The sequence below is a fragment of the Pseudomonas sp. Irchel 3H7 genome, from assembly GCF_900187605.1.
Taxonomy (GTDB): Bacteria; Pseudomonadota; Gammaproteobacteria; order Pseudomonadales; family Pseudomonadaceae; genus Aquipseudomonas.
Map to the genome: position 1 here is coordinate 79153 of NZ_FYEA01000016.1, position 15140 is coordinate 94292.

General features: G+C 57.8%; 13 protein-coding genes. 7 read left to right on the plus strand and 6 right to left on the minus strand.

All coding sequences use genetic code 11. The features are described 5' to 3' along the window. Positions 1 to 129: 129 nt before the first annotated feature. Together selD and mnmH are read left to right on the plus strand one after the other, a co-directional pair. Positions 130 to 1164 (plus strand): selenide, water dikinase SelD, encoded by a 1035-nt coding sequence (gene selD, locus CKW38_RS26385; protein WP_007918229.1) that lies wholly within the window; start codon positions 130 to 132, stop codon positions 1162 to 1164. Further along, entirely contained in the window at positions 1164 to 2267 is a 1104-nt protein-coding gene (gene mnmH, locus CKW38_RS26390; RefSeq protein WP_007918231.1) for a tRNA 2-selenouridine(34) synthase MnmH, read from the plus strand. The genes selD and mnmH overlap by 1 nt, the downstream gene beginning before the upstream one ends. 135 nt (positions 2268 to 2402) lie before the next feature. Here the strand turns inward: mnmH and CKW38_RS26395 are convergent, their stop codons facing one another. Continuing rightward, positions 2403 to 3077: a hypothetical protein gene (locus CKW38_RS26395; protein WP_007918234.1), complete on the minus strand. Its 675-nt coding sequence runs from the start codon at positions 3075 to 3077 to the stop codon at positions 2403 to 2405. A 342-nt stretch (positions 3078 to 3419) separates the two neighbouring features. Here CKW38_RS26395 and CKW38_RS26400 point away from each other — a divergent pair, with 342 nt between their 5' ends. Continuing rightward, complete coding sequence (locus CKW38_RS26400; protein ID WP_095114269.1) at positions 3420 to 4118, plus strand: glutathione binding-like protein; 699 nt, start codon at positions 3420 to 3422, stop codon at positions 4116 to 4118. 193 nt (positions 4119 to 4311) lie between these two features. Next, positions 4312 to 5286 (plus strand): porphobilinogen synthase, encoded by a 975-nt coding sequence (gene hemB / locus CKW38_RS26405; RefSeq protein ID WP_047300672.1) that lies wholly within the window; start codon positions 4312 to 4314, stop codon positions 5284 to 5286. A 49-nt stretch (positions 5287 to 5335) separates the two neighbouring features. Here the strand turns inward: hemB and CKW38_RS26410 are convergent, their stop codons facing one another. The 3 genes from CKW38_RS26410 to CKW38_RS30245 form a co-directional block, all read right to left on the minus strand. Beyond that, on the minus strand, positions 5336 to 5845 hold the full coding sequence (locus tag CKW38_RS26410; RefSeq protein WP_095114270.1) for a GNAT family N-acetyltransferase: 510 nt from the start codon (positions 5843 to 5845) through the stop codon (positions 5336 to 5338). Beyond that, complete coding sequence (locus tag CKW38_RS26415; protein WP_095114271.1) at positions 5835 to 6617, minus strand: ThiF family adenylyltransferase; 783 nt, start codon at positions 6615 to 6617, stop codon at positions 5835 to 5837. Before CKW38_RS26415 ends, CKW38_RS26410 begins: the two co-directional genes overlap by 11 nt. A 117-nt stretch (positions 6618 to 6734) precedes the next feature. Further along, positions 6735 to 6911 (minus strand): hypothetical protein, encoded by a 177-nt coding sequence (locus CKW38_RS30245; RefSeq protein WP_155294706.1) that lies wholly within the window; start codon positions 6909 to 6911, stop codon positions 6735 to 6737. A gap of 184 nt (positions 6912 to 7095) precedes the next feature. On the opposite strand from CKW38_RS30245, the gene CKW38_RS29970 reads away from it, so the two are divergent. Both CKW38_RS29970 and CKW38_RS26420 read left to right on the plus strand, forming a co-directional pair. After that, positions 7096 to 7398, plus strand: coding sequence for a hypothetical protein (locus CKW38_RS29970; RefSeq protein ID WP_141232686.1), 303 nt, complete (start codon positions 7096 to 7098; stop codon positions 7396 to 7398). Beyond that, positions 7292 to 9499, plus strand: coding sequence for a peptidase domain-containing ABC transporter (locus CKW38_RS26420; protein ID WP_218222445.1), 2208 nt, complete (start codon positions 7292 to 7294; stop codon positions 9497 to 9499). Before CKW38_RS29970 ends, CKW38_RS26420 begins: the two co-directional genes overlap by 107 nt. Here CKW38_RS26420 and CKW38_RS26425 read toward each other — a convergent pair. Continuing rightward, on the minus strand, positions 9468 to 11009 hold the full coding sequence (locus CKW38_RS26425) for an FAD-dependent oxidoreductase (protein WP_095114272.1): 1542 nt from the start codon (positions 11007 to 11009) through the stop codon (positions 9468 to 9470). The genes CKW38_RS26420 and CKW38_RS26425 overlap by 32 nt on opposite strands. A 560-nt stretch (positions 11010 to 11569) precedes the next feature. Further along, positions 11570 to 13774 carry a TonB-dependent siderophore receptor gene (locus CKW38_RS26430; RefSeq protein ID WP_095114273.1) on the minus strand — a complete coding sequence of 735 codons (2205 nt, stop codon included), beginning with the start codon at positions 13772 to 13774 and terminating at the stop codon, positions 11570 to 11572. A 267-nt stretch (positions 13775 to 14041) separates the two neighbouring features. Here CKW38_RS26430 and CKW38_RS26435 point away from each other — a divergent pair, with 267 nt between their 5' ends. Beyond that, positions 14042 to 15133: a DUF1615 domain-containing protein gene (locus CKW38_RS26435; RefSeq protein WP_095114274.1), complete on the plus strand. Its 1092-nt coding sequence runs from the start codon at positions 14042 to 14044 to the stop codon at positions 15131 to 15133. The last annotated feature ends 7 nt before the right edge of the window (positions 15134 to 15140 follow it).

Genomic DNA, 15140 nt, shown 5'->3' on the forward strand with positions numbered 1-15140 from the left:
CGCGTTCCGGCTCCGGAAGGGACGCGGAGCGTCCCGGTCTGCATTCCCACGCGGAGCGTGGGAACGATCAAAAAACTGCAGCGTCGCGCTCTGCTAGAATCGCCCCCATCAACAACCTGAGACTCCCCCATGAGCGAGCCGATTCGTCTGACCCAATACAGCCACGGCGCCGGCTGCGGCTGCAAGATTTCCCCGCAGGTGCTGGAAGTGATTCTGGCCGGCAGCGGTGCGCAGAACCTTGACCCGAAACTGTGGGTCGGCAACGCCTCGCGCGATGATGCGGCGGTCTATGAGATCGATGCCGAGCGCGGAGTGGTCTCGACTACGGACTTTTTCATGCCGATCGTCGATGACCCGTTCGACTTCGGCCGCATTGCCGCGACCAATGCGATCAGTGACATCTATGCGATGGGCGGCGATCCGTTGATGGCCATCGCCATTCTCGGCTGGCCGGTCAATGTGCTGGCGCCGGAAGTGGCGCGTGAAGTGATTCGCGGCGGCCGCGCGGTGTGCGACGCGGCGGGCATTCCACTGGCGGGCGGGCATTCGATTGATGCGCCGGAACCGATCTTCGGTCTCGCCGTCACCGGTCTGGTGGAAAAGCGTCACATGAAGCGCAACGACACCGCCACCGCCGGCTGCCTGCTGTACCTGACCAAACCGCTGGGCATCGGCATCCTCACCACCGCCGAGAAAAAAGGCAAATTGCGCGCCGCCGACGTTGGCGTGGCCCGTGACTGGATGTGCACCCTGAACAAACCCGGCAGCCGTTTCGGCAAACTCGCCGGCGTTACCGCCATGACCGATGTCACCGGTTTTGGTCTGCTCGGGCATCTGGTGGAAATGGCCGATGGCAGCCAGCTCACCGCGCGCATCGCTTATGACCGTGTGCCGCGTCTGGACAGCGTCGAGTACTACCTCGATCAGGGCTGCGTTCCCGGCGGTACGCTGCGCAACTTCGACAGCTACGCGAGCAAGGTTGGCCGCGTGCAGGAACTGCACAAACGCGTGCTCTGCGACCCGCAAACCAGCGGTGGTCTGTTGATCGCGGTGACGCCTGAAGGCAATGAAGAGTTTCTCGCCGTAGCCGCCGAACTGGGCCTGAACCTGGCGCCAATCGGCGAACTGGTTGAGCGACAGACGAACGCAGTCGAGGTGATTTGATGCTCCGCGACTGCACTGATTACCGTGATATTTTCCTCAATGACCGGCCAATGATGGACGCCCGTGCGCCGGTCGAATTCTCCCACGGTGCTTTTCCCGGGGTGGTCAACCTGCCGCTGATGAACGATCGTGAGCGCGAACAGGTGGGCACCTGTTACAAACAACACGGACAGCAAGCCGCGATTGCCTTGGGCGAGCGGCTGGTGTCCGCCGAGGTCAGAGAGCGGCGCATTCAAGGCTGGGTCGAGTTTGCCCGTAACCACCCCGATGGCTATCTGTATTGTTTCCGCGGCGGCCTGCGTTCACAGATCGTCCAGCAATGGATCAAGGACGAGGGCGGCATCGATTATCCGCGTGTCGGCGGCGGCTACAAGGCCATGCGCACATTCCTCCTGGAGACAGTCGATCAGGCTGTGGCCGAATGCGATCTGGTCCTGCTCGGCGGCATGACCGGTACTGGCAAGACTGAAGTGCTGGTGCAGTTGAGCAATGGTCTGGATCTGGAAGGTCACGCCAATCATCGCGGCTCGAGTTTTGGCAAGCGTGCCACCGGGCAGCCGACCAATATCGATTTCGAAAACCGCCTGGCTGTCGATGTGCTGAAAAAACGCGCAGGCGGGATCAACCAGTTTGTTCTGGAAGACGAGAGTCGGGTGGTCGGCAGCTGTGCCTTGCCATTACCGCTCTACCGGGGCATGCAGGCGGCACCACTGGTCTGGCTGGAAGATAGCCTCGAGAGTCGGGTCGAGCGAATTCTGCAGGATTATGTCATCGACCTGTACGCCGAGTTCGTCGCGGTTCACGGCGAGCAGGGTTTTGCTTTGTATGCCGAGCGATTGATTTCCAGCCTGAACAATATTCAACGTCGGTTGGGTGGCGAGCGCTATCAACGCATGTATTTGCAGATGGAAGCGGCGCTGTCCGAACAGGCGCGCAGCGGGTCGGTCGAGCTGTTCCGTGAGTGGATCGGCGTACTGCTACGCGATTATTACGACCCGATGTATGTGTTTCAGCGCGAGAAGAAGGGCGGGCGGATCGAGTTTGCCGGGGAGCGTGGAGCGGTGCTTGAGTATTTGCGTGAGCGGGGGAATCAGAAGGTTTGATAGTGCTTTTGCTGGCCTCATCGCTGGCAAGCCAGCTCCCACAGGTATTGCGGATGTATATGGAATTTGTGTACACCCTGGAACCCTGTGGGAGCTGGCTTGCCAGCGATGGGGCCGGTTCAGACAGAAGATGACTCAGGTCGGACAGGTTTCCTTGCCATGATCCAGTCCCTGCTTGTAGCTGTGGCTTTGCAAACTGGCCTTGCCGTTGTGCCAGGTCAGCGTCAGTACATACAGCGAGTCAAAGTCGTTGCCCGCCCAGTCCTCGGTGATGTTCTGTTTCTCGCCGACCGCTTTGCCCGCCACCTTGTTGATCAGCTCCGGCAGATAGCCGTGGGACCAGGCGGTGTAGATCGTCGAGTTGTGATACTTGTCTTCCAGCAGTTCGCGGGCCAGATCGCTGGTGTCGTTGGCCGAGAACTCGATGTTCACCGGCAGGCCGAGCTTGATCGCGGCGGGGCTGATGGTCATCAATGGACGGATGTAGCTGTAGGAGTTGTCCAGCTCACCTTCCTCGACATTGCGCGTCGGGTTGGCGGCGAACACGTAATCGGCCTTGCCGAATTTTTCCGGCAGCAGCGTCGACAGGTCGATGGCGCGGTTCAGGCCCTGACAGTTGAGCTGGCCGAGCCCGCCCTCGGGTTTTTCTGCGTGGCGCAGGAACACCAGTGTCTGGGTGCCGTCCACCGGTTGCGCGCGGCTTTCGCTGGACTCAAGCGACAGGAACAGTGCACTGACGGCCAGCAGGGAAGGCAGGGCCACATACGCGCGGTGTTTGAAACGTTTGGCGAATCGCATAAGGATCGTCATGAAATAAAGGGTTCTTCAGCAAATTCGGTTAAGGCTGACAAACCTTTACACCGCGGGCTCCCAGCACCGGGTGTTTTCCCTGTCGTGAACGGCTTCCTCTGCAACAAACGCATAGCTCAGAGTCCCCTGAGGGCCGTTTGGTTCGATCGTCAGAGTGCGCAGCACTCTAACGGCAACCTTCAACGGTCTGGCCGCAGGTTAGCGACAGGATGTTACGGGTTCATGTAGGCGCTCCGAAGGCTGCGATCGTTTTGCAGACTGCAAAGCCTCAAGATCGAAAGATCGCAGCCTGCGCAGCGGCTACATTATGATCAGGCTTTAATTTGTGACTGGATGCTTCTCATGACCGATCTGTCCGCGTTCCCGATCACCCAGAAATGGCCGGCGCAGTACCCTGACTGGATTCAGCTCTATTCCTTGCCGACGCCCAACGGCGTCAAAGTCTCGATCATGCTTGAGGAAATCGGCCTGCCGTACGAACCGCACAAGGTCGCTTTCGACAGCAATGATCAACTGTCCGCCGAGTTCCTGTCGCTGAATCCGAACAACAAGATTCCGGCGATCCTCGATCCGCACGGCCCTGATGATCAGCCGCTGCCGCTGTTCGAATCCGGTGCGATCCTGATTTATCTGGCCGACAAAAGCGGTCAGTTGCTGGCGCAGGAAGGCGCGCTGCGTTACGAGACCATCCAGTGGTTGATGTTCCAGATGGGTGGTATCGGTCCGATGTTCGGCCAGTTGGGTTTCTTCAACAAATTCGCCGGCAAGGATTACGAAGACAAGCGTCCGCGTGATCGTTATGTCGACGAAAGCAAACGCCTGCTCAAGGTGCTCGACGGCCGGCTCGAGGGCCGTGACTGGATCATGGGCGAGCGCTATACCATTGCCGATATCGCCACATTTCCGTGGGTGCGTAATTTGATCGGATTTTATGAGGCCGGTGATCTGGTTGGCATCAGCAACTTCCCGAATGTCACCCGTGTGCTTGAGCGTTTCCTCGCGCGTCCGGCAGTCATTCGCGGCCTGACCATTCCCTCGTAATTTTCGGACTACACACATAACCCTGTGGGAGCTGGCAAGCCAGCTCCCACAGGGATTTACAGTGTTCTGAAAGATTGTTACACCCCCAGTAATGCACTCTTGATTGATCCAGGTTTGTACCCCAACCCCCGCAAGGCATAAGCTTCGCCCCCTACGACTTTCGTCTCATCTGCCGTTTTCAGGAAAGGCCCTCATGTCCAGTCAGTTCCCCGAAGCACGTCCCCGCCGTCTGCGCCGCAATGCGAGCCTGCGCAGCCTGTTCCAGGAAACCGAATTCAGCCTGAACGATCTGGTCCTGCCGATTTTCGTTGAAGAAGAAATCGACGATTTCGTGCCGATCAAAAGCATGCCCGGGGTGATGCGCATTCCCGAGCGCAAACTGGCCAGTGAAATCGAGCGCTATGCCCGCGCCGGCATCAAGTCGGTGATGACCTTCGGCGTGTCCCACCATCTGGATAGCAACGGCAGCGACACCTGGCGCGAAGAAGGTCTGGTCTCGCGCATGTCGCGCATTGCCAAAGATGCCGTGCCGGAAATGATCGTGATGTCCGACACCTGCTTCTGCGAATACACCGATCACGGCCACTGCGGCGTGATGCACAACCATGAAGTCGACAACGACCAGACCCTGATCAACCTCGGCAAACAAGCCGTGGCAGCGGCCCGCGCCGGTGCGGACGTGATCGCGCCGTCGGCAGCGATGGACGGTCAGGTGCGGGCGATTCGCCAGGCCCTGGATGCGGCCGGATTTACTCAAATTCCGATCATGGCCTATTCGACCAAATTTGCCTCGGCGCTTTATGGTCCGTTCCGCGAGGCCGGCGGCAGTGCGCTGAAGGGCGACCGCAAAAGCTACCAGATGAACCCGATGAACCGCCGAGAAGCCCTGCGCGAATCGCTGCTCGACGAGCAGGAAGGCGCCGATGCGCTGATGGTCAAACCGGCCGGCGCTTACCTCGACATCATCCGCGACATTCGTGAGGCCTCGAACCTGCCGCTGGCGGCGTATCAGGTCAGTGGCGAATACGCGATGATCAAGTTCGGCGCGCAGGCCGGGGCGATCGATGAGGATCGCGTGGTGCGTGAAAGCCTGGGCGCGATCAAGCGTGCAGGCGCTGATTTGATCTTCACTTACTTTGCGATGGATCTGGCATTGGCCGGGATTTGAGTAAAAATGCCCGATCGGCGCATGACAATGATCGGGCAACATTTACCCTTCAAACGATTTTTTTCGTATAGAAAACCCGATCCACGTACGAGTCAGCCTTCTTGTAGTAAGCGGGCAGTCGTCCCGCCAACTCGAAACCACAGGCGCGGATAATCTCTATCCCTTGCTGCTGCGTTGCCAAATGGAAGTAATACAACATTTCGATACCGATCGATTTCGCGCGAAGTTCAAGCAAGTCGACCAATGATTTTCCGGCGTTGTATTGATCTGGAAAAAGGCCAAACCGGATCTCGGCAACATGGCGTTCGATCCACCGCGGCCGCCGCTCTACTTCACCCAAACCGATGAGAGTGGCCGTGTCGTCGAGTACGCAGAGAGCAATCGCGTCTTGTTTTTGCTCCTTATCAAGCAGTGACTCAATCCACCGGACCTCCATTTCATGGGTAATGGCTTTGACATCGGCCGGACGTTCAACTCGTTCCTGATCCTTCAGAACCAGATCGTTGAAAAACTCGAGCAAACGATGTGCGTCTGCTACAGCAGGTTGTTTAAAGTGCATGAGCGGTATCTTGAATGTTATAGGGGGAGCAGCTTTTGCAATGCGGGTTTTTGTGAATGGTATCGACTTCAAATGTACCGCTTAACAACAGTGAGGAGAAAGTCAGTCTACGGTTTACATACATATTGCCTTCATGGCCTAGAAACCATTTGAAGACTTCGGCTGCCCCGAGTGTGCCGGCTATTGATGTTGAAAGTGCGTTGACCGGAACAGGGCCGGTATGCTGTTTTCGTGAATGGTCGGTTGGGAATAAACAGGCAAAGCATGCGCTGTTTATTGCCGGTATCATTGAAAATACATACCCGTAGGAAAACTGTGCGGATGCATGGATCATTGGCTTTTTTGTTCGAAGGCAGTATTCGTTTACCGTGTTTCGACCGTCAGGCGATTCACCACCTTCAACAATAACTTCATAGTCGTGGAGTAAGTGGTCAATGTTGTCGCGTGTTATTTTTTCTTCAATAAGTTCAATGCTTATTTCCGGGTTCAACTCGGTCAGTGTTTTTTTCGCAGCTGCGCCTTTGGAGGAGCCAATGTCCTGAGTACGGTAGAGTAACTGTCGGTTGAGGTTGGACAGTTCAACGGTATCGAACTCGATAATCGCGACTCTTCCGATGCCCCCGGCAACCAGAGCCATGAGCAGTGTGGACTTGACGCCACCTGCGCCGATGACGGCAACTGAAGCGCGAGCGAGGCTGTTCTGGCCGTCTTTGCCCCATTCCGGCATGTTTTCCTGGCGATTGTATCGAGCGTCCTTGAAGTCGAATTGCATGCTGCCCTGCCTCGAAAGGAAATAGAAAGAACAAAAATGAAAAGTGAACCCCACAGATTTGATTAAAAATCTGTGGGGTTGGCTGACATGCCAGAGCTTGATGTTATGGGTTACCTGTCAACCGTCACATGCCCGAAAACTTCTGGCAGTACAAGCGCCGCCGCTGACCTCTTCAAGTTCCTCTTGGAAAAGTTCAAGCATTGGGTAGTCCTGGAAAGCACTTTCCAGTGACTCTGTTTCTATTTCTGATTTTCCGATCAGACCTTCCGGTAAACCGCGCAAGTAAATTTTCATTGATGTCCTATCAAATGATTGAATTAAGTTTGTGAGGTATTTTAGTCTGCCGTTATCGGCCCTGAAGATGTCGGGGTGCTTGAGGCGGTGTTGACTATAAAAACTGTGTTCTTGGAGTGTCAATGGTTTTGGTTATACCTTGTTTGATGAGAGGTTGGTGAGTTGGTTATATGGAGTGTGGTTGATGAGTATTGAAAAATTAGGTAGGCAAAGACCTTCTCTTTTTCGTAAGGAGGCGATAGCTTTTGCGGCCGGTAAGACATTTGGCAACTTGCTCGATATACATATAACCAAGCGTTTCGGTTTTACCGCGTTGTGGTTGTGCGTGTTGATTGTCGCGGTCTTGGGGTGGGGGATCGGCTATAGGCAAGGAGGTGCGAATGAGCGCATGGCGCAAGCTGTTTCTCAAGGCGATCAGAAGGTTTCCGGCACTTGCCAGTCGACGCCGCAGGGCAGTGCCTGTGCTGCTCCAGACAGAAGCCAGTGAGTGTGGTCTGGTTTGTCTTGCCATGGTGGCTGGATATTGGGGGGATGCGACGGATTTGATCACGCTGCGTCAGCGTTTCAGTGTTTCTCGCAAAGGTACGTCTCTCAAGAATCTGATCGATATTGCACAACGCCTCAATCTTTTGTCGCGGCCGTTGCGCGTTGAGTTGCAGCAGTTGTCGCAGCTGAAATTACCCTGCATTTTGCATTGGGACATGAACCACTTTGTTGTGCTTGAGAAGGTCACGGACAAGGGGCTGACGGTTCATGATCCGGCGGCGGGCAAACAGACTGTTTCATGGGCGCGGTCCTCCGAGCATTTTACGGGTATCGTGCTGGAGTTGACGCCGGGAGTAATGTTTAAAGCCGTTCAGGCGCAACAGCGCGTCACCTTGCGATCACTCATGGGCAAAGTGGACGGTCTATACATCGGGTTAGCCAGAATTTTGCTGACGGGCATTGTTTTACAGGCGGTCGCTCTGGCTGCGCCGTTTTACCTGCAATGGGTTGTCGACGACGTGCTGGCGGCAGGTGATCGTCCGTTGTTGACGGTGCTGGGCTGCGGATTTCTACTGCTGGTCGTATTGCAGGCGGCAGTGGGACTATTGCGCTCAAGAATGACCGCGGCATTGTCGGCTGACTTGAGCTTTCAATGGATGGGTAATGCATTTTCCCATTTACTGCGGTTGCCGATTCCCTGGTTCGAGAAGCGCCATTTAGGTGACATCACGTCGCGATTTCATGCGATTCAAATCATCCAGAAAAGCCTGACCACTCAACTGATTGAGGGCGTTATAGATGGTCTGTTGGTATTTTCCACGTTGCTGGTGATGTTCTTCTACAGCGCTACTTTGACGTTAATCAGTCTGTGCGCCGTGGCACTTTATGCAACGTTGCGCTGCCTGGTTTTTCAGGCTCAGCGCCAGGCTACAGCGATGCATATTGCTCATTCGGCGAAACAGAGCACGTTGTTGATGGAATCGGCCCGCGGTATTCAAAGCATCCGGTTGTTCGGTCGCGAACAAGTGCGCCGTTATGCATGGAGCAATGCGCTGGTTGATCAGCTCAACGCGGAACTGCGGATCGCTCGTCTGACGATTTCATTTCAGTCGGCCAACTCGCTGCTCTTCAATAGCGAGCGCATTGTAGTGGTGTGGCTCGCGGCGCTGGCCGTCATGGACAACCGTTTTTCCACGGGGATGCTGTTTGCGTTCTTGAGTTACAAGGACCAGTTCAGTCAGCGTATCGCCGGTTTACTCGATAAAATCTTTGAATTACGAATGTTGCATCTACACGGTGAGCGTGTGGCAGACATCTTGTTGGCGGCACCTGAAGAAGAGGGCCAAGCGTGTGAAGTGGATTTATCTCACCGGGATGCCAGCATTCAGTTATGCAACGTCTCGTTCCGTTACGGTGAAAGTGAACCTTACGTACTGCGCAATCTGAGTCTGCACATCCAGGCCGGGCAGTGTGTCGCTATTACCGGGGTTTCGGGTTGTGGCAAGACGACATTGCTCAAGCTGATGTTGGGGCTTTTGACACCGTGTGAAGGCGAGATCCTGATAGGAGGTGTCGATTTGCAACGTCTGGGTTTGAGCAACTACCGGCGCATGACGGGGACGGTGATGCAGGATGATCATTTGTTCACGGGAACGCTCTCGGACAATATCTGTTTTTTCGATACACAGCCTGATCAAGAGAAAGTGACCAGTAGTGCCAGACAAGCGGCGGTTCATGAAGAAATCATGGCAATGCCAATGAATTACAACACGCTTGTAGGGGATATCGGTTCCGGTCTGTCCGCCGGCCAGCGGCAGCGAATACTGTTGGCTCGCGCGCTTTACCGAGCGCCGTCATTGTTGATTCTGGATGAAGCAACCAGTCATCTGGATACCTGGAACGAAAAACTGGTGAATGCGGCGATCGCTCATGAAGACATGACTCGTCTGTTGGTGGCGCATCGTCCGGAAACGATTGCTATGGCGCAGCGCGTGATTACGCTTGAGCAGGGGCAGATCGTGAGTGATGTCGTGCAGCGTGAAGCCGTCTCCACCGCTTTGCATGTTGCCGTCACTGTGCCTGAGGCATCAGGTAACTCCTGATCCCGTGATCGCGGAAGTAGCGTTCAATCACCTTCGGATCCGCGCTGTTCTCGGCAATCGCCACATAGGTATCCGGGCGCAAAAAATAAAAGCCGTTACGCCCCAATCCTGCCGTTTCAAACGCCGGGCGCCAGTCGAACACATGCAGCGGCACATGGTGTTCGTGGCACCAGGCAATCATTTCGTCGCTGGTGTCGCCGTACACATGCACCTGCCAGCACGGCTGTCTCAGCGGTTCGTAATTATCGCCCTCACCATCATGCGCCCACGGCAAGCGGTCACCACCGTGCACATGGCCGGCCGCGCCCTGGCTCAGCGGCATGCCGCGATAGTTGAGGGTGACTTGCGACACCGTGCGAAAAAGGAACTCGCGACTGGCCTCGAACGAGGCCATTTTCGGGATCAGAAACGGTGCCACGCGCATGCGCAGCAGATCGGCCATGCGCCCCTCGGCGGTGACGAAACTGAAGACTTTGTCGGTGGTCGACACCAGCCGACGGGCGAAGGCCTTGCGTTCGGTTTCGTAGCTGTCGAGCAGGCTCGGTTCGGCGGCACCGCTGAGCACAGCGGCGAGTTTCCACGCCAGGTTGATCGCGTCACCGATGCCGGTGTTCATGCCCTGACCGCCCGCCGGGCTGTGCACATGCGCGGCATCGCCGAGCAGAAACGCGCGGCCACTGTGAAAGTGCTCAGCCACGCGGTGATGCACGCGGTAGGTCGAGAACCAATGGACATCTTCGATATGCACTTTCAGGTGTTCGATGGCACGGCTGCTGACATCAGAAAATTCCAGGGTTTCGGCGCGATCCGCACGTTCGTCACGCACGGTGCCGATCAGCCTTGCGCGGCCTTCGCCGGCCAGTGGAAACACGGCGAGAAAGTCCGCTTCATCCAGATCCAGGTGCAACTCGCCGTTCATCGCCGGGCCGCTCGCCTTGACGTCGGCCACGTAGAAAATCTGCTGATAGGTGCCGCCGGGAAAACCGGTGTCGAGGGTTTTGCGCACCACTGAGCGGGCGCCGTCACAGCCGGCCAGATAACAGGCCTGGCAGATTTCCTGCTCGCCATCGGGCAGGCGCAGATGCGCGGTGAGGCCGTCGCCGGTTTCCTCGAAACTGTCCAGCGTGGTGTTGCGTTCGACCGTGACGCCGTAGTCTTCGAGACGCTCGATCAGCAGCCGTTCGTGCTGATCCTGGGGGAAGATTTCGACGAACGCGTAGGGCGTCAGGCCTTCGCCGATGCGGTTCAGTGGCAATTGCGCGACCGGTTTGCCGCTGACCCAGAAATTCGCTGCCGCCACCCGATGGCCGTTGCGCACAATAGTGTCGGCGAGGTCCAGTTGCCGGTACAACTCAAGGGTGCGCGCCTGCACCGCCAACGCTCGCGAAGTGGTGCCGGGCGCGGAGGTTTTATCGATGATGCGCACGCGTACGCCGAGTTTGCTCAGCCACAGGGCCAGCACCAGCCCGGTCGGGCCGGCGCCGATGATCAGGACGTCGCTGCGGTTCATGGGCCTGTCCTCCGTTTGCTGTGCAGCAAGTATGGATCAGCAGGAGCGGGTGGCCAGTTGATCGGCCAGACGGAGAAAGGCCCCGCAGCGGTGGGGCTGTGGGGCCTTTTTTCGGGTGTTCGGCAGGAGATTTTGGTGACAGTGAAACTTGTCCCCTCACCCCAGCCCTCTCCCCCAAGGGGGCGAGGGGGAAAGGGAGCCGATTTGGGTGCCTTTCAAAACCTGAGTTCGACTTGGTGGCACACGTCGGCGTAACTCGAAAGAACACCCCGGTCAGTCCCCTCTCCTCTAAAAGGCGAGGGGAAAGGGAGCCGATTGGGTGCCTTTCAAAACCTGAGTTCGACTTGGTGGCACACGTCGGCGTAACTCGAAAGAACACCTCGGTCAGTCCCCTCTCCTCTAAAAGGCGAGGGGAAAGGGAGCCGATTTGGGTGCCTTTCAAAACCTGAGTTCGACTTGGTGGCACACGTCGGCGTAACTCGAAAGAACACCTCGGTCAGTCCCCTCTCCCTCCGGGAGAGGGCTAGGCGGGCGGCGTTCCGATGAGGGGCTTTTCAAGCTTAGAAATCAATGGTGCCGGACAGCTTCGCCACCCGCGGCTCACCCTGAGTCAGATACCCACCCTGAGCCGATTCCCAGTACTTCTTGTTCGCCAGGTTCTCCACACCCAGACGCACGGTCACGTCTTTCTCCGACACCTTGAACGCATAACGCGCACCCGCATCGAAACGGTTCCAGGTCGGCAGGCTCAGATTGTTCGCCGCATCGGCGTACTGGCCGCCAGTACGCAGCATCCGCGCATTCAGCGCTACGCCCTGCAGACCGGGTACATCCCAGTCAGCGCCGGCGTTGAACTGGAAGGTCGGCACGCCGATCGCACGGTTGCCGTCGTTGGCACCGTTGAGGGTGTTCTTCAGCTCTGTGTCCATCAGGGTCAGGCCGCTGATCAGGCGCAGGCCCTGGATCGGCTCGCCGAACACGTTCATTTCCACACCTTTGTTGATCTGCTCGCCTTCACGCACGTAGGTGCAGGTAGTGGCGCTGTCGATTTCGCAGTAACCATCGCTCGGCTGTTCGATGCGATAAACACCCAGGCTCGCGCCGTAAGTGCCCATGTCGACTTTCACCCCGACTTCGGTCTGCTTGGAACGCGCGGGTGCATAGACTTCGTTGCCGTTGGTCACACGGAATCCGCCAGAACTGGTCGGCGAGGTCGGGCCCTGGGCCAGGCCTTCGATGTGGTTGGCGTAGAACGACACGTGTTCCCACGGTTTGAACACCACGCCGTACACCGGCGTGGTGATCGATTCGTCGTAGCTCGACTTACGATCGCCGCTGCCCCAACTGGCGTAGTTGTAACCTTGCACCACCAGTTGCTGGCGACGCAGGCCGGCGGTGACCAGCAGGCGATCGTCGAAGAAACCGAGGGTGTCGGAAATCGCAATGCTGCGGTTGAAGGTCTTGCCGACGATGCCCGGATCATTCAAGTCGCCGCCGGCAAAATTGCCCACTGGCGACGGGGTTTGCACCGGGTGATAGATGTTGTTGGCGTATTGGGTCAGGTCGAAATCATAGGCGCTGCGCTGTTCGGCCCAGATGCCGGTCAGGCCGAAATTGAGTTTGTGGCTGACCGGGCCGGTGTTGAATTTACCGTTGAGACCAGCCATCACACTGGTGTTGTCTTCGTCATGGGGAATGAACGAGCCGGTGGTGAACGAAGCGCCGCTGTTGCCGACCAGCGTGGTCGAGTTGTAGCGCCCGACTTCGCGGGTGTGCTTGGCGCCGCCGGCCGCGTAGGCGGTCCAGTTGTCGTTCAGGTCGTACTCGGCGCGGAGCATGCCGAAGGTGTCTTCGATGTCGGTGTAGCCCCACTTCGGCGCATAGTTGGTATCGGCCGACGGCGCGTCCGGAATGTGTGTGGCGGTGCCGAGGTTGACCGAGTTGCGGCCACTGTTGACGCGTTCTTTCTGGTAGGCGAAGTCGCCGGAAATGCGCAGGGCATCGCCGCGATAGTCGAGGCCGATGGCGAACAGTTTCGAGCGCTGGTTCTCGTGATCGATACCGGTGTCGCCTTCGCGCTGGGACAGGTTGATCCGGGCGCCGAAGCGGTTGTCTTCACCGAAACGCTGGCCGATGTCGAAGTGATGACCGATACGGCCTTCGCTGTTGATGTCGGTGGTGTAGCGACGCAACGGCACGTCGCCGGCGCGCTTCGGTTGCAGGTTGACGCCACCGCCGATGCCGGAACCGGTCGGGGTCACGCCGTTGATAAAGGCGTTCGGGCCTTTGAACACTTCCACGCGCTCCAGCGCGTCGGTGGAAATGATCTGCCGTGGCAGCACGCCGTACAGGCCGTTATAGGAAATGTCGTCGCCGTTCAGCGGCAGGCCGCGAATCATGAAGACCTGCGCCTGGTTGGAGAAACCCGAGGCCTGACGTACCGACGAATCGTTGAGCAGCACGTCGGCGACGTTTTCGGCCTGCTGATCCTGAATCAATTGTTCGGTGTAGGACGCGGCGCTGAACGGCACGTCCATCATGTCCTGATTGCCCAGCACGCCGAGCTGCCCACCGCGGGCAACTTGTCCGCCGGAGTAGACCGGAGGCAGGGCACCAGGTGTCGGGGCCTGGGCATTGACGTTGACGTCGTCCAGCACCAGCGCCTTGTTATCGCCTTCGGCGGCGTAAGCGGTGACAGTCAGGGAGCACAGCAGGGCGAGAAGCGTCGGGCGAAACGGGACGGCGAGTCGAGCTGAAGCGGGCATGTAGATACCTGGAGGCGCACGGCCGGTGAGAAAAATAAGGGCGGCGCGGGAACTCCTTGCGCAAATGCGACTCCAGGTGCAAATGATAGATTTTCTCAGTAACGTTTTGCAATCAGTTTGTCATCAGCCGTTGGAAGCTCTATTTCGGGGCACTTGGCGGCGCAGGGAAATGAACATCAAGGGAACAGGGCCAGATCAGCGCAGTCCTAGCCTGCGCCAACCATTGAACGTATGGTGAACCCGGCACAACGGACTGGATGAAGTTACATGCACAACTTTCGATTACCGATCACGCTCGCCGCACTGCTGGTGCTCGCCGGTTGCGCGGGGCAGCGCAGCCAGGAGCCGGTGCCGCGTGCGCCAGCTGAAGTGAAGGCCGAGATTGTGCGGCTGATGCCGGCCAAGACGGCCGATCGGCAAGGCTGGGCCACCGATATCTACGCCGCATTTGCCGCGCAAAACATCAGCCCGACCACGCAGAATCTGTGTTCGGTACTGGCCGTCGCCGAGCAGGAATCCACCTTCCAGGCCGACCCCTCCGTGCCCGGCCTGGGCAAAATCGCCCGCGACGAAATCGATCGCCGCGCCGCCAAAGTGCATATTCCCAGCCTGTTGGTCAGCGGTGCTCTGCAAGTGCGTTCAACCAACGGCAAGACCTACAGCGAACGCCTGAATGCGGCACGCAGTGAGAAAGAACTCAGTGGCATTTTCGACGACTTCATCGGTCGGGTGCCGATGGGCCGCACGCTGTTCGGCGGCTTCAACCCGGTGCACACCGGCGGGCCGATGCAGGTCAGCATCGAGTTTGCCGAGCAACACGCCAAGGATTATCCGTACCCGGTGGACGGCACGATCCGCCGTGAAGTGTTCAGCCGCCGTGGTGGCATGTATTTCGGTATCGCGCATTTGCTCGGTTATCTGGTGAGTTATCGCGAGCCGCTGTATCGGTTTGCCGACTTCAACGCCGGTTGGTACGCCAGTCGCAATGCTGCGTTTCAGAATGCGGTCAGTCGCGCCTCGGGCATTCCACTGGCGCTGGATGGCGACCTGATCCGCTACGACTCGATCATGCCCGGCGGCACGGAACTGGCGGTACGCACTCTCGGCAAGTCGCTGGGCATGCGCAACCCGACCATTCGCGATCAACTGGAGAAGGGCAAAACCCTGGAATTCGAAGAGACCAAACTCTATCAGCGGGTGTTCGAACTGGCGGAGCAAGCGGAGGGGAAAAAGCTGCCGCGTGCGGTGTTGCCGGGGATCGTGCTGCAGAGTCCGAAGATCACCCGCAAGCTCACGACGGCCTGGTTCGCCAAACGCGTGGATGAGCGCTACAAGCGCTGCATGGCCAAGGCCGGATAAAACAACC

Bases quoted from the DNA above. Each gene is read 5' to 3' on its own strand.
- selD (WP_007918229.1), top strand. From the start codon at position 130: ATGAGCGAGCCGATTCGTCTGACCCAATACAGCCACGGCGCCGGCTGC.
- mnmH (WP_007918231.1), top strand. From the start codon at position 1,164: ATGCTCCGCGACTGCACTGATTACCGTGATATTTTCCTCAATGACCGG.
- CKW38_RS26395 (WP_007918234.1), bottom strand. From the start codon at position 3,077: ATGACGATCCTTATGCGATTCGCCAAACGTTTCAAACACCGCGCGTAT.
- CKW38_RS26400 (WP_095114269.1), top strand. From the start codon at position 3,420: ATGACCGATCTGTCCGCGTTCCCGATCACCCAGAAATGGCCGGCGCAG.
- hemB (WP_047300672.1), top strand. From the start codon at position 4,312: ATGTCCAGTCAGTTCCCCGAAGCACGTCCCCGCCGTCTGCGCCGCAAT.
- CKW38_RS26410 (WP_095114270.1), bottom strand. From the start codon at position 5,845: ATGCACTTTAAACAACCTGCTGTAGCAGACGCACATCGTTTGCTCGAG.
- CKW38_RS26415 (WP_095114271.1), bottom strand. From the start codon at position 6,617: ATGCAATTCGACTTCAAGGACGCTCGATACAATCGCCAGGAAAACATG.
- CKW38_RS30245 (WP_155294706.1), bottom strand. From the start codon at position 6,911: ATGAAAATTTACTTGCGCGGTTTACCGGAAGGTCTGATCGGAAAATCA.
- CKW38_RS29970 (WP_141232686.1), top strand. From the start codon at position 7,096: ATGAGTATTGAAAAATTAGGTAGGCAAAGACCTTCTCTTTTTCGTAAG.
- CKW38_RS26420 (WP_218222445.1), top strand. From the start codon at position 7,292: ATGAGCGCATGGCGCAAGCTGTTTCTCAAGGCGATCAGAAGGTTTCCG.
- CKW38_RS26425 (WP_095114272.1), bottom strand. From the start codon at position 11,009: ATGAACCGCAGCGACGTCCTGATCATCGGCGCCGGCCCGACCGGGCTG.
- CKW38_RS26430 (WP_095114273.1), bottom strand. From the start codon at position 13,774: ATGCCCGCTTCAGCTCGACTCGCCGTCCCGTTTCGCCCGACGCTTCTC.
- CKW38_RS26435 (WP_095114274.1), top strand. From the start codon at position 14,042: ATGCACAACTTTCGATTACCGATCACGCTCGCCGCACTGCTGGTGCTC.